The organism is Allobosea sp. LjRoot237 (assembly GCF_964253285.1).
Taxonomy (GTDB): Bacteria; Pseudomonadota; Alphaproteobacteria; order Rhizobiales; family Beijerinckiaceae; genus Allobosea.
Map to the genome: position 1 here is coordinate 2590263 of NZ_CAXUQP020000001.1, position 13565 is coordinate 2603827.

Consider the following 13565-nt stretch of genomic DNA (forward strand, 5'->3'; position numbering starts at 1 on the left):
CCGGCTCTAGAATGTTGACTTTGCCCTGTTTTTTCTGCATTGCACGGGCGTCCGAAGGCGCGCAGCAAACAAAGTCGCGCCACCGTTGCGGTCGATCGGTCATCCCGCCACGTGTCACCGACCCTTGAGAAGCGCTACCATCGATGTCTTTTGCCGAACTCGGCCTGAGCGATAAGGTACTCACGGCGGTCACCACCGCCGGCTACACGACGCCCACCCCCATCCAGGCCCAGGCCATTCCCCACGTGCTCGCCCGCAAGGACGTGCTCGGGATCGCGCAGACCGGCACCGGCAAGACCGCCGCCTTCACCTTGCCGATGCTGACGATCCTGGAAAACGGCCGCGCCCGCGCCCGGATGCCGCGCACGCTGATCCTCGAGCCGACCCGCGAGCTCGCGGCCCAGGTCGAAGAGAACTTCACCCGCTACGGCGTCAACCAGAAGCTTTCGGTCGCATTGCTGATCGGCGGCGTCTCCTTCGGCGATCAGGACGCCAAGATCACCCGCGGCGTCGACGTCTTGATCGCGACGCCCGGCCGCCTGCTCGACCATGTCGAGCGGGGCAAGCTCCTGCTCACCGGCGTCGAGCTGCTCGTCATCGACGAGGCCGACCGCATGCTCGACATGGGCTTCATCCCCGACATCGAGCGGGTCTGCAAGCTGGTGCCCTTCACTCGGCAGACGCTGTTCTTCACTGCGACCATGCCGCCGGAGATCACCCGGATCAGCGAGCAGTTCCTGCACAACCCGATCCGTATCGAGGCTTCCCGCCCGGCGACCGCAGCGACCACCATCACCCAGCGCCTGATCGCCTCGAACAGTCAGGACTTTGAAAAGCGCGAAACCCTGCGCAAGCTCATCCGCGAAGCCAAGGACCTGCAGAACGCCATCGTCTTCTGCAACCGTAAGCGCGATGTAGCAACGCTGCATAAGTCCCTGCAGAGCCATGGCTTTCCCGCTGTTGCGCTGCATGGCGACATGGACCAGTACGCCCGCATGGCGGCGCTTGAATCCTTCCGCACCGGCGAGTTTCCGATTCTGGTGGCGAGCGACGTCGCCGCCCGCGGCCTCGACATCCCGGCAGTCAGCCACGTCTTCAACTTCGACGTGCCGACCCATGCCGAGGACTATGTCCACCGCATCGGCCGTACCGGCCGAGCCGGCCGTGAGGGCGCGTCCTTCTCCATCGTCACCCGCCATGATGAAAAGCTCGTCGCGGCGATCGAGAAGCTGACCGGCAAGAGCATCGAGTGGGAAGGTCCCGGCCTCGACGCGCTTCCGCCGGGTGAGCCGCGCGAGGAGCGCCGCGGCCGCCGTGGCGACGACCGAAAAGGCGGCCGCCCGCAACGCGGCGGACGTGATGGCAGGCCGCCGCGCGGCGAGGCAAAGACCGAGCCGGCGCCTGCCCGCGAGGCTGCCCCGGCCCGCGAGGCTGCGCCGCCCCGCGAGCGCCCGCCCCGCCGCGAGCCTGTATCCGACAATGCCGCGCCGCGTCGCGGCAGCGAGCGGCCCCGCAACCCGCGCCGCGACGATCTCGACGACGGGCCGCAGGTCAAGGGCCTCGGCGACCACGTTCCGGCCTTCCTGATGCGCCCCGTCCGCGCCGGCTGAACCGCGCTTCACAGCAACCTTGCTTTAACCTCGATCGTCCTAGGATCGCCGCGTAGCGGCTGCGGAAGAATTTCGCAGCCGGCGGGGACAGGACGTCATGACAGCCAGCCGATCGGGCTTGCCGCAAGCTCACGACCTCGCCGAACAGGTCGTCGCGGCGATGCGTCAGCATTATTCGCCGGGCTATCCCCGCGCCTTCGAAGTCTGGTACGCGCATCTCAGCGGCGAGATGCCGGCGCTGAGCATGGCGATGAACGCCGTGATCGCTGCAAGCAATGGCGAGGTCGGCGCCGCCGACATCGACACGCTCTACGATAAATTCATCAGCACCGACCGTATCTCGCGCCAGGCCGAGCGCACCAGTTTGCAAGTGCTCGCCGAGATCGACAGCATGATGGCTCTGGTCGATCGGGCACTCAGCTCCAGCGAGGAGTACCATGGCCGGCTCTGCGCCATGACGGAGGAGGTTCCGCCCTCGGCCGACCGGCACAAGCTGCGCGAATGGGTCGAGGCGCTGGTGCTGTCGACGCGCGAGGAGGTCGCGCGCAAGACCCAGCTCGAAACCCAGCTTCGGGAAAGCGCCCACGAAATCCACAATCTGCGCGAAGCTCTGGAATCGACGCGAGCCGAAGCCTTGACAGATCCCCTCACCGGCCTCGCCAATCGCCGTCATTTCGAGGAGATGCTGCAGAAGGCGATCGATCAGGCGACGCTGCGGCGCGAGCCCTTCGCGCTGGTCATGGCAGACATCGATTTCTTCAAGCACTTCAACGACATGCACGGCCATTTGACCGGCGATCAGGTATTGCGGCTGGTCGCCAAGACGATGAAGGACAAGTTCAAGGACAAGGCGATCATCACCCGCTTCGGCGGCGAGGAGTTCGCCATCATCCTGCCGGAAGCCGATGTCGTCGCCGGCAAGTTCGGCGCCGAGACCGTTCGTCAGGCGCTGCTCACCCGCGAACTGGTGAAGCGCTCGACCAACGAAAGTCTCGGGCGGATCACCATCTCGCTCGGCGTCGCGGTCTATCGACGCGGCGACACGGCGAGCTCGATCGTCGAGCGCGCCGACAATGCCTTGCTGCAGGCCAAGCGGGACGGCCGCAATCGCACCATCACCGAGGACGCGATCCTGGACGCCGCGAAGGTCGCTTGAGCGGCTTGGCGCCGGCGCTCTTCTTGAGCGCGGCCTCGCGCGCCGCCGCCAGCGCGAGCTCGGTGAAGCGGCGCAAGGCGTCTTCATCGTCGAAGGCTATCGCCGGCAAGCGCCAATAGCCGATCTCGCGCTCGCGGCTGCGCGCCATATAGCGGAAAGGCTCACTGCCGGCCGCCAGGAATTCCGGCCGGGTTGCGTCTGTCGTCTTGAGGAAGATCTCGCCATCGAAGGCGAGCGCGAACATGGCCTCTCCGGCATAAACGCCCAGTCCGCCGAACATACGGCGCATACGAACCGACACCACCGGCGCGAACAGTTCCGCGACAGCGGCAATGTCCATGCGCGGCTACTGGGCCGCCATCGCGCTTTCCGCGCGCGGCTTGATCTCAACCGATTCGCCGCAGCCGCAGGCCGAGACCTGGTTCGGATTGTTGAAGACGAAGGTCGAGGAGAAGCGGTCGCTCTTGAAATCGAGTTCGGTGCCGAGCAGGAACAGCACCGCCTTGGCGTCGACGATCACCGTCGCGTCCTTCTCGGTCACGACCTCGTCGCCCTTCGCGACCGCGCGGGCGACCTCGAAGGTGTATTCCATGCCGGCGCAGCCGCCCTTCTTGACGCCGACGCGCAAACCGAGCGCGGGCGCCTTCGGATCGTCACGCCTCGACTGCGCCATGATCGCGCGAATGCGGGTCGCGGCGGCATCGGTCAGCGAGACCACCTTGAGGCCAGGTATCGAAAACATCCTCGTCCCTCCTCGACCGGATTCAAGGTCCGGTGAAAACAGGATTGCAGACAGCAACATAAGGATTGGTGAGCGCTACGTCGAGATGCACCGGCCGGGACGGCGCCATTTGCTTGCGTCCATTGCATGGCGTGCAGGCCCGTGCACTCTGCCCTTACCGTCTTCATATCCGACAGATCGCCATGCCCTCGTATCGTCTGCACCGTCCCGACGCGCTTCGCGCCCTCACCCGCGCCATGATCACAGCCGCCGGCTGGAGCGAGGATGAAGCGAAAGAGACGGCCGAGCATCTGGTGCTCGCCAATCTCAGCGGCCATGACAGCCACGGCATCGGCATGCTGCCGCTCTATTTCAACTCGCTCGCCGACGGCAATCTGAAGCCGGAGGCCAAGCTCAGCATCCGCAGCGAAGCCGGCCCCTTCCTGATCGCCGACGGCAATGTCGCACTCGGGCAGCCGACCGCCCGCAACGCGGTCGACCGTGCCATCACGATCGCGCAGGCCGGTGGCGTCGCCGTGCTCAACCTGCTCGACTCCCATCATATCGGCCGCATCGGCCATTATTCCGAGGTCGTGGCGGCTGCCGGGCTTATCTCGGTGTTTTGGGTCAATGTCGCCGGCCGGCCGCCGATCGTCGCGCCCTTTGCCGCCAAGGAGGCGCGATTCGGCACCAATCCGATCTCGATCGGCCTTCCAGTACCGGGCGGCGAGCCTTTGATTCTCGACTTCGCCACCAGCCGGATGGCGCATGGCAAGGCCCGCGTCGCACTCAACAAGGGCGTCGACGTGCCGGAGGGCTACATCATCGATGGCGAGGGCCGCCCGACTACCGAACCGAGGCACGTCTTCCTGCAGCCGGACCTGCCGCTGGGTGCTCTCCTGCCCTTCGGCGACCACAAGGGCGCCGGCCTCTCGCTGATCGCCGAATTGCTGTCAGCTGGGCTGATGGGTGCTGCGCGTATCGACGAGAAGCCGCACAAGAGCTGGATCATCAACTCGCTGTTCGGCGTGCTGATCGACCCGGCCCGGCTCGAGCCGGATGCGAGCCTGCGTCAGCAGCGGATCGAGAGCTATCTTACTTTCGTCCGCGCCGCCGCGCCGCAGGATCCGTCGCAGCCCGTGCTGGCGCCCGGCGACAAGGAGCGTGCGACAAGGATCGAACGGGAGCGCGACGGCATCCCGCTCGACGACGAGACCTGGTCGCAGATCGTCGCAGCCGCCCACGCTCATGGCGTCGACGCCGAGCGCTTCTAACCGGCGTTAGGTCCTGACCGTTCGCGATCGCGCGTATGCTGTTCGGCGCCTTTCTGGTGCGCCAGCCATGGCTCGCGGCGGATGGTCCAGAGCTCATAGGCCGGTACGAGCGCGCTGGGCGGGCTGTCCAAAGTGCCAAGCTTGATCTCGATCTCGTCGGAATCATCCGCCCAGCAGAAGAGCGGGGAGCCGCATGTCGGGCAGAAGCGCTCGCCTCCTGCCCTGCTCTGCCAGCATCCGAGCTCACCCGACAGGGTTGCGGCGCGCCTCGGCCAAATCCCGAAATAGGAAAAGGTCGAGCCGGAACTCTTACGGCAAGTCTCGCAATGGCAGATGCCGACGCGGATGGGCTCGCCGTCGAGTTCGTAGCGGACCTGTCCGCAATTGCAGCCACCGGAGAGTTTCATTTGTGTCGCCCTCGGGTTTTCACCGTCGCCAGCGGCAGACCAACGAGCCTAGCACGGGCTGGTTCCTGAAGGACCAGCCTGACACCGCCTCAGTCTAGATAGCCGGAGCCGGCTTCATCACTCCGGAAGGCCGGCCTTGCGGAAGCCCTCGACAAAGCGCTCGCGCATCGCGACATCGCGAAATGGCTCCATCGCGGCCCAGTGGCGGATGCTGAAATCCGGATTGCCGACCAGGAAAAGCTCGGCCTCCGCGCGCGCCTCGTCGACCCGGCCAAGCTGGGCGAGGCTCGCCGCCAGGAAACGGCGCGAGCTCGTCCGATGGGTCTCGTCCCGGCGCAGCGCCTCAACCGCGGCCTGATGCTCGCCGGCCGCGTAGAGCGCCTGGCCGAGCGGCAGATAGTACCAGCTCGCCGGAAACGGGTTCAGCCGGAAGGCCTTGCGGATGTGCTCGAGGCCTTCGTCGATCCGCCCGGCCAGTACCGTGATGTCGGACAGGGCAGCCCAGGCATCGGCCTCGTTCGGATCGAGTTCGATCGCTTTGGCGAATTCCGTATCCGCCTCGGTAAAGTCACGCTCGTAGGCGAGCAGATAGGCCAGTGCCCAACGGCAGCCGGCATCGCCCGGATCGATCGCCACGGCCTTGCGCGCCAGTTCCAAGGCGATGCCACGGGACGCCTCTGTCGGTCCGCCGGAATGTACCCATCCCATCCAGTGGTTCAAAGCGAGCCAGCGATAGGCCTCGGCGTAGTCGGGATCGAGCGTCACAGCGCGCGTCAGCAGCAGATGCGCTTCCTGTGCCGCCCGAGGCGTGTCGTCCATCAGCCGGCGCGCACGCACGCAGAGATCATAGGCTTCGAGGCTCTTCGGCCGCTGCCGCGGCGGCGGCATTCGCAGCCGGCCGAGCAGGGCCTCGACAATCCGGGCCGTGACCTCGTCCTGGACGGCGAAGATGTCGTCCAGGCCGCGATCGAAGCGTTCCGCCCAGAGGTGCTCGCCGCTGACAGCATCGACCAGCTGCGCGTTGATGCGCACGCGCCCTGCAGCGCGCCTTGCGCTGCCTTCCAGCAGGTAGCGCACACCGAGCTCCTCAGAGATCGCGCGCACGTCCCTCGCCTTCCCCTTGTAGGCGAAGGCCGAGTTGCGGGCGATGACGAACAGGTCAGAGGTCCTGGACAGGTCGGTGATCAGGTCCTCGGTCAGCCCGTCCGCGAAGGATTCCTGCTCGGGATCGTTGCCGAGGTTGACGAATGGCAGCACAGCGATCGATGGCTTGCTGGGCAGAGGCAAAGGCTTTCGCCTGGCCTCACCGATCTCCTTGACCGCCCCCGTGAAGCGGTAGCCAATGCGCGGGACCGTGGCGATCCATTCGCCGCCGTCGACAGATGCACCGAGCAGCTTGCGCAGCTGCGCGATTTGGACGGTGAGATTGCCTTCCTCCACGGCCGTGCCCGGCCATGCCGCATCCATCAGTTCGGCCTTGCCGAGTATCTCGCCTGGCCGCGCGACGAGCGCCGCAAGCAACTTCACCGCGCGATAGCCGGCAGTAACCGGGACATCGTTCCGAAGCAGCGTTCCTGCGCCCGAATCGAGCACGAACGGCCCAAAGGCAAAACGCGATCCCTGCATGGGTGAATCCATAGCCGGTTTGGAGGTTTTTGGAACTCTTTGGCCGCGCTTAAGGACGGTGCTGCCCGCATGCCGCAGAACTAAACCTCCTTCAGTTTTGGGGCCTCCGGCCTCTCGAACCACGGGGAGGTTGCCATGAACCACGCTTCCGACCCGCATCGGCGCTACGGCCCTGCGCCTTTGCGAAGCATCATCATGACCTGGCGCGAGCGCATCCGTTCGCGCTGGAAACTCGCGCAGATGTCGCAAGAGAACCCACATCTGCTCAACGATATCGGCCTGACGAGACAGCAGGTCGAAACGGAGATCGCCAAACGCTTCTGGCAGCGCTAGAGCCGGATGATTTCAAGTGGAATCCCTTGCGATTCCGCTTGAAATCTGAATCCGTCTCTCATCAAAAAGTTAGAGCAGGATCTATGCGAAAAACCGGTTTCCACTTTTTCGCATCCTGCTCTCGGGCGAATGCGGCAAAGATGCAGCGTTGCCGCTCCGCGATATCAGGACGCCATGACTCTCGCTGAATACAACGCCTTCTGCGCCGCCCTGCCCGCGACCACGCATGTCATGCAATGGGGCGGCGCCGATGTCTGGAAGGTCGGCGGCAAGGTGTTCGCGCTCGGCCGCGACGACGCAGAAGGCGCGCTCTTCGTCTCATTCAAATGCTCGCCCATGGCCTACGAGATGCTGCGCGATGCGCCGGGCTGCCGCCCTGCGCCTTACCTGGCCTCGCGCGGGATCAAGTGGATCCAGCGCTTCTCCGACGAGAGCCTGCCGGACGACGCCTTTCGCGACTATCTGCGCGAGAGCCACCGGCTGGTCGCAGCGGGGCTGACGCGCAAGCTCCGCAAGGAGCTGGGGCTCGGCAGCTGAAGGCCTCGTCATTCTCGGGCGGAGCAAAGCGCAGACCCGAGAATCTCGGGACGAGAAAGCGTCATCAGGAGCCTGCCCCGGCCTGAGATGCTCGGGACAAGCCCGAGCATGACGAGCCCGTCATACCGTGGCCTCGCCGCGCAGCACCGGCACGCAGCCGCCGCCGACGGTCGCGCGGATTTCGCCGTCGACGCGCCGCGCCGCGACGTGCAAGAGGCTCGGCCGGCCCATCTCGACGCCCTGGATGATGTCAAAGGCGACGCTGTCCTTATCGGAGAGAGACAAGGTCAGTGCCGCCAAGGTCGCGCTGGCGCTGCCGGTCGCGGGATCCTCCCAGGTTCCGGCGAGCGGCGCGAACATGCGGGCGCGGACGTTGTCGCCATCCCAGGCATAGAAGAAGATCGACAGGCGCTTCTCCAGAGCCGGATAGGCCTGTTCGAGGCGACGATAGGCCGCGATATCAGGCATCGCCTGCGTCAGGGCTTCGGGTGTCACCTCGGCGAGGACGAACTTGACGCCGACCGAGGCCTGCTGCGGCGGATGGCGGCCGGTGAGGACGTCCTCGATCGCAAGGCCGGCGCAGGCCGCTATGGCGTCGGCCGGCAGCTGGATGTCGAGCGAAAGCGCCTGGGGCGCAGCGATCGTCGCGCCCGTCACCAGCCCGGCGGCATCGCGCGCAATGCGAACCTCGACCAATCCGGCGAGCTCCTCGAACAACAGGATGCCGTCACGGTCGCGGCCATGGCCTGCCAGCACGCAGGCCGTGCCGACATTGGGGTGGCCGGCGAAGGGCATCTCGGCGGTGCGATGGAAGATGCGGACGCGCGCCGTATTCGCCGGATCGCTCGGCGGCAGCACGAAGGTCGTCTCGCTGTAGTTCATCTCCGCCGCCAGCGCCTGCATCTCGGCATCCGAGAGGCCGCGCGCATCGGTGAAAACGGCGAGCTGGTTGCCGCCGAAGCGGCTGTTGGTGAAGACGTCGACGGTCTCGAACGGATAGGACGGCATGGCGGTCTCCGGCAGCCTGATCAGGCGCGGAGACTGGCACCGGAAGCGGCCGTCGGGAAATCAGGAATCGAAATGCGATCGATCAAGCGGCGGTGACTGATCTCTGCTCAACCTTTCCGAGTCGTCCCGGGCGACCACAGGAAGACCCGGGACCCATTCCGGATCTCCGCTTCGCTCCGTCCGGAATGACTAGGAGTGGACGGGAGGCCGTTGGAGCCCGCTCACGCCCACCAGCGCTCACTGACCGGGAAGTGGCCGGCGGCCTCCTCAATCACCCGGCCAAGCGAGAACAGCGTCTCCTCGTCGAAAGGCCGGCCGATCAGCTGCAGGCCGAGCGGCAGGCCCTGGCTGTCGAGCCCAGCCGGCACGGCGATGCCCGGCAGGCCGGCCATGTTCACCGTCACCGTGAAGACGTCGTTGAGATACATCTCGACCGGATCGGCCGAGCCTTTCTCACCGATGCCGAAGGCGGCGGATGGCGTGGCAGGTGTCAGAACCGCGTCGACGCCCTGGTCGTAGACAGCTTCAAAATCGCGCTTGATCAGCGTGCGGACCTTCTGGGCGCGGAGATAGTAGGCGTCGTAATAGCCCGAGGACAGCACATAGGTGCCGATCATGATGCGGCGCCTGACCTCGGCGCCGAAGCCGGCAGCGCGGGTCTTCTCGTACATCTCGACGATGTCGCGGCCCTGCTCGCGCACGCCATAGCGGACGCCGTCATAGCGGGCGAGATTGGACGAAGCCTCCGCCGGGGCGACGATGTAATAGGCCGGCAGCGCGTATTTGGCGTGCGGCAGCGAGATCTCGACGATCTCGGCGCCGGCCGCCTTCAGCCAGTCGATGCCCTGCTGCCAGAGCGCGTCGATCTCGGGGTTGAGCCCTTCGAGGCGATACTCCCGGGGGATGCCGATCTTCATGCCCTTGATCGAGCGGCCGACCGAGGCCTCGTAATCCGGCACCGGCCGATCGACCGAGGTGGTGTCCTTCGGATCGTGCCCGGCCATGGAGCGCAGCATCACGGCGCAGTCGCGCACGGTCTTGCCGATAGGCCCGGCCTGGTCGAGCGAGGAGGCGAAGGCGACGATGCCCCAGCGCGAGCAGCGGCCATAGGTCGGCTTGATGCCGACCGTGCCGGTGAAGGCGGCGGGCTGGCGGATCGAGCCGCCGGTGTCGGTCGCGGTCGCGGCGAGGCAGAGATGCGCGGCGACGGCCGCAGCCGAGCCGCCAGAGGAGCCGCCAGGAACGAGATGGTTGCCCTCGATCGCACCGGCAGGCCCTGCTCCGACGTTGGAGCCCTGGCGGCGCCAGGGATTGACCACTGGCCCGAAGGCCGAGCTCTCGTTCGACGAGCCCATGGCGAACTCGTCATTGTTGAGCTTGCCGAGCATGACGGCGCCGTCACGCCAGAGCTGCGACGAGACGGTCGACTCATAGGGCGGCACGAAATTGCCGAGGATGCGCGAGCAGGCGGTGGTGCGCACGCCCTTGGTCGCGAACAGGTCCTTGATGCCAAGAGGCAGGCCTTCGAGCGGGCCGGCTTCGCCCTTTGCGAGCTTCTCATCCGAGGCCGCGGCCTGCTTCAAGGCGTGCTCAGGCGTTTCCAGCACATAGGCATTCAGCGCCCTCGCCTGCTCGACGGCGGCGATATGGGCCTTGGTGAGCTCGGTGGCGGAGAACTGCTTGGCCTTCAGCCCGTCGCGGGCTTCGGTCAGGGTCAGGCGAGTGAGGTCGGTCACGGGGAATATCCGTAAAACATATGCGGTCGAGTGATGAGGGTGAGCGGAGCGCCTCAGGCGCTCACTCGATCACCTTCGGCACCATGAAGTAGTCGTCCTCGGAAGCCGGCGCATTGGCGACGATCTCGGCGGCGATCTCGCCGTCGGTCACCACGTCCTGGCGCTTCTTCATCACCATCGGAGTAACCGAGGTCATCGGCTCGACACCTGTGACATCGACCTCGTTGAGCTGCTCGACGAAGCCAAGGATGGCGTTGAGCTCGCCTTGCAGCTTCGGCACATCCGCATCATCGACGGCGATGCGCGAGAGATGCGCGACGCGTTTGACGGTGGCGGCATCGACCGACATGGGCGGGCTCCTGAAACTTCGCGGCACTGGCGAACATGATGTGTGGTCACGGGCTATACGGCGGGCGCAGCCAGCCCGCAACACGCCTCAAGCCAAGCGCGGGATCCCCTCTCCTGTAAGGAGAGGGGTAGGGGTGAGGTGTTCGGGCTGGAAACGTTGGCCTGAACCTGAGCGCGCGGTGAGCGCTCGCGGAACTGGTCTAATCTCCCGCACCTCACCCTGCCCTCTCCTTCCAGGAGAGGGTTCCCCGCGCCTCACTAGAAAAAGCTTCGGCCCCTCAAACCGCCACCGCCTTGCCCTTCTCCGGCACTAGCGCCTCGATACCGCTGCCCTTCAGCCCCTCGACGAAGATCGCCGCGTCCTGGGCGATGATCGGGAACGAGCCGTAATGGCAGGGGATCGCGACCTTCGGCTTGACGAAGCGGCTCATCGCCAGCGCCGCCGTCTTCGCGCCCATGGTGAAGCGGTCGCCGACCGGGCAGATGCAGATCTCGACGCCGTGGATCTCGGCGAGCAGCGCCATGTCGGCGAATATGTCGGTGTCGCCCATATGCCAGAGCGTCTTCTCACCAGGCGCCTTGATGATCGCACCGTTGGCGTTGCCGACCGGAACGGCCACCCCCGCTTCGCCCATGCCGGCGGAATGATCGGCCCGGACCAGCGTCACCGAGAAGGCGCTGAGATCGACGGTTCCGCCGGTGTTCATCGGCTCGAACTTCTTCAGCCCTTTGGAGGCGAGGTGCATGCACAGGTCGTAATTGGTGATCACGGTCGCATCGTTCGCCGCCGCGATGGCGAGCGTGTCGCCGACATGATCGCCATGGCCATGGGTGACGACGATATGGCTGACGCCCTTGCTTGCAGCCGCGATATCGCCATCGAAGGCCGGATTGCCGGTGAAGAACGGGTCGATCAGGACCGAGGCGCCGGGCAGGTCGAGCCGAAAGGCCGAATGGCCGAACCAGGTGAGCTGCATGATGGTCTCCGCGAAAGGCGACTGGACAGCGCCTGTCTAGGCCGGCGAGATGGCGTAGCCAAGCCGGCCTTAACCCGGAGCCCACGCCCATGACCGATGCAGCCACCCTCGCCCGCCGGATCGCCCAGGGTCGCGGCGATGAGCCGGCCGACCTCGTCATCCGCGGCGCGCAGCTGTTCGATCTCGTCTCAGGCGATCTGGTCGAAACCGATATCGCGCTCTGCGGCGACACGATCGTCGGCACCCATGGCCGCTACGAGGGCAAGGCGAGCTTCGACGCCACCGGCCTGATCGCCGTGCCCGGCTTCATCGACACGCATCTGCATGTCGAATCCTCGCTGGTGACGCCGCTCGAATTCGAACGCTGCGTGCTGCCGCACGGGGTCACCACCGCGATCTGCGATCCGCACGAAATCTCCAACGTGCTGGGCGCCGAGGGCATCCGCTATTTCCTCGCCTGCGCCGAAGAGATGCGCATGGATCTGCGCGTGCAGCTATCGAGCTGCGTGCCGGCGACGCATCTGGAGACCGCCGGCGCTGCGCTCGAGGCAGCCGACCTCACCCCGTTCATGGACCATCCCAAGGTGATCGGCCTTGCCGAGTTCATGAATTTCCCCGGCGTGCTCCACCGCGATCCCGGCTGCCTTGCCAAACTCGAAGCCTTCTCGCACCGGCATATCGACGGCCATGCGCCGCTGGTCCGCGGTCTCGATCTCAACGGCTATCTCGCCGCCGGCATCCGCACCGACCACGAGACCACGACCGCCGAAGAAGCCCGCGAAAAACTGGCCAAGGGCATGGCGATCCTGGTCCGCGAAGGCTCGGTCTCGAAGGACCTGCATGCGCTGATCCCGCTGATCACGCGCGACGCCTCGCCCTTCCTCGCCTTCTGCACCGACGACCGCAACCCGCTCGACATTGCCGAGGAAGGCCATCTCGATTTCATGATCCGCACTGCGATCGCACACGGCGCCGACGTGCTCGCGACCTATCGCGTCGCCTCGTTCTCGGCGGCGCGGAATTTCGGCCTGTTCGACCGCGGATTCATCGGGCCGGGCAAGCGCGCCGACATCGTGCTGGTCGACGATCTCGCCGCCTGCCGCGTCAGGCAGGTCTTCGCCGGCGGCAGGCTGGTCGAGGACGAGCTGTTCGCCGATCGGAAGGCGGTTTCACCGGTTGGTTTGCACAGCGTTCGCAGCCGCAAGCTCGCGCCGGAGGATTTCGCGGCGAAGGCTCGCGACGGCGAGACGCCCGTCATCGGCGTCGTGCCTGGCCGGATCATCACAGAACGGCTAGCGATGCGCCTGCCAACGCAGGATGGCCTCGCATTGCCCGATCTCGATCAGGATGCGGTCAAGGTCACGGTGATCGAGCGCCATGGCCGCAATGGCGGTATCGCCACCGGCTTCGTCCATGGCTTCGGCATGAAGCATGGCGCCATCGCCTCCTCGGTCGGCCATGACAGCCATAACCTCTGTGTCGTCGGCGTCGACGAGGCGTCGATGGCGGCGGCGGCCAACCGGCTGATCGAGACCGGCGGTGGCTTTGCGGTGGCCGATGGCGGCGAGGTCGTGGCCGAACTGGCGCTTCCCGTCGCCGGGCTGATGAGCGATCAGCCTTTCGAGACGGTGCGGCATGGGCTCGAGGGCCTGCGCGCGGCGGCGAAGGCGCTCGGCGTCGTCTTGGCCGAGCCCTTCCTGCAGGTCGCTTTCCTGACCCTGCCGGTGATCCCGTATCTGAAGATCACCGACAAAGGGCTTGTCGACGTTGATCGATTCGATTTCGTGTGATCGGAACCGTCATTCTCGGGCGCAGCAAAGCGCAGACCCGAG

At 66.0% G+C, this 13565-nt stretch carries 14 protein-coding genes; 6 read left to right on the top strand and 8 right to left on the bottom strand.

Features of this window, described 5'->3' with window-relative positions; genetic code table 11:
- Window positions 1-143: 143 nt before the first annotated feature.
- Together ACSQ24_RS12570 and ACSQ24_RS12575 are read left to right on the top strand one after the other, a co-directional pair.
- Window positions 144-1610, top strand: coding sequence for a DEAD/DEAH box helicase (locus ACSQ24_RS12570; protein WP_436094998.1), 1467 nt, complete (start codon window positions 144-146; stop codon window positions 1608-1610).
- A gap of 97 nt (window positions 1611-1707) precedes the next feature.
- Window positions 1708-2766: a GGDEF domain-containing protein gene (locus ACSQ24_RS12575; RefSeq protein ID WP_436094999.1), complete on the top strand. Its 1059-nt coding sequence runs from the start codon at window positions 1708-1710 to the stop codon at window positions 2764-2766.
- On the opposite strand, the gene ACSQ24_RS12580 is transcribed toward ACSQ24_RS12575, so the two are convergent.
- Window positions 2726-3106 carry a TfoX/Sxy family protein gene (locus ACSQ24_RS12580; protein ID WP_436095000.1) on the bottom strand — a complete coding sequence of 127 codons (381 nt, stop codon included), beginning with the start codon at window positions 3104-3106 and terminating at the stop codon, window positions 2726-2728. The genes ACSQ24_RS12575 and ACSQ24_RS12580 overlap by 41 nt on opposite strands.
- A 6-nt stretch (window positions 3107-3112) precedes the next feature.
- Entirely contained in the window at window positions 3113-3508 is a 396-nt protein-coding gene (locus ACSQ24_RS12585) for a HesB/IscA family protein (RefSeq protein ID WP_436095001.1), read from the bottom strand.
- 182 nt (window positions 3509-3690) lie between these two features.
- Between ACSQ24_RS12585 and ACSQ24_RS12590 the strand changes: the two genes are divergently transcribed.
- Window positions 3691-4761: a malate/lactate/ureidoglycolate dehydrogenase gene (locus ACSQ24_RS12590; RefSeq protein WP_436095002.1), complete on the top strand. Its 1071-nt coding sequence runs from the start codon at window positions 3691-3693 to the stop codon at window positions 4759-4761.
- On the opposite strand, the gene ACSQ24_RS12595 is transcribed toward ACSQ24_RS12590, so the two are convergent.
- Together ACSQ24_RS12595 and ACSQ24_RS12600 are read right to left on the bottom strand one after the other, a co-directional pair.
- Window positions 4758-5168 (bottom strand): GFA family protein, encoded by a 411-nt coding sequence (locus ACSQ24_RS12595; protein ID WP_436095003.1) that lies wholly within the window; start codon window positions 5166-5168, stop codon window positions 4758-4760. The two genes, ACSQ24_RS12590 and ACSQ24_RS12595, sit on opposite strands and share 4 nt — an antisense overlap.
- 117 nt (window positions 5169-5285) lie before the next feature.
- Complete coding sequence (locus ACSQ24_RS12600) at window positions 5286-6794, bottom strand: winged helix-turn-helix domain-containing tetratricopeptide repeat protein (RefSeq protein ID WP_436095004.1); 1509 nt, start codon at window positions 6792-6794, stop codon at window positions 5286-5288.
- A gap of 195 nt (window positions 6795-6989) precedes the next feature.
- On the opposite strand from ACSQ24_RS12600, the gene ACSQ24_RS12605 reads away from it, so the two are divergent.
- The gene (locus ACSQ24_RS12605; RefSeq protein ID WP_436097882.1) at window positions 6990-7127 is read left to right on the top strand and encodes a DUF1127 domain-containing protein; all 138 of its coding nucleotides are present in this window, start codon (window positions 6990-6992) and stop codon (window positions 7125-7127) included.
- A 174-nt stretch (window positions 7128-7301) separates the two neighbouring features.
- Window positions 7302-7664: an MmcQ/YjbR family DNA-binding protein gene (locus ACSQ24_RS12610; RefSeq protein WP_436095005.1), complete on the top strand. Its 363-nt coding sequence runs from the start codon at window positions 7302-7304 to the stop codon at window positions 7662-7664.
- A 120-nt stretch (window positions 7665-7784) separates the two neighbouring features.
- On the opposite strand, the gene ACSQ24_RS12615 is transcribed toward ACSQ24_RS12610, so the two are convergent.
- From ACSQ24_RS12615 to ACSQ24_RS12630, 4 genes are all read right to left on the bottom strand, one after another.
- The gene (locus ACSQ24_RS12615) at window positions 7785-8672 is read right to left on the bottom strand and encodes a PhzF family phenazine biosynthesis protein (protein ID WP_436095006.1); all 888 of its coding nucleotides are present in this window, start codon (window positions 8670-8672) and stop codon (window positions 7785-7787) included.
- Between the two features lie 221 nt (window positions 8673-8893).
- Entirely contained in the window at window positions 8894-10408 is a 1515-nt protein-coding gene (gatA, locus tag ACSQ24_RS12620) for an Asp-tRNA(Asn)/Glu-tRNA(Gln) amidotransferase subunit GatA (RefSeq protein ID WP_436095007.1), read from the bottom strand.
- 61 nt (window positions 10409-10469) lie between these two features.
- Window positions 10470-10757, bottom strand: a complete 288-nt coding sequence (gene gatC / locus ACSQ24_RS12625; RefSeq protein WP_436095008.1) for an Asp-tRNA(Asn)/Glu-tRNA(Gln) amidotransferase subunit GatC — start codon at window positions 10755-10757, stop codon at window positions 10470-10472.
- A 277-nt stretch (window positions 10758-11034) separates the two neighbouring features.
- Window positions 11035-11733 carry a metal-dependent hydrolase gene (locus ACSQ24_RS12630; RefSeq protein WP_436095009.1) on the bottom strand — a complete coding sequence of 233 codons (699 nt, stop codon included), beginning with the start codon at window positions 11731-11733 and terminating at the stop codon, window positions 11035-11037.
- 89 nt (window positions 11734-11822) lie between these two features.
- Here ACSQ24_RS12630 and ade point away from each other — a divergent pair, with 89 nt between their 5' ends.
- Window positions 11823-13523 (top strand): adenine deaminase, encoded by a 1701-nt coding sequence (gene ade / locus ACSQ24_RS12635; protein ID WP_436095010.1) that lies wholly within the window; start codon window positions 11823-11825, stop codon window positions 13521-13523.
- The last annotated feature ends 42 nt before the right edge of the window (window positions 13524-13565 follow it).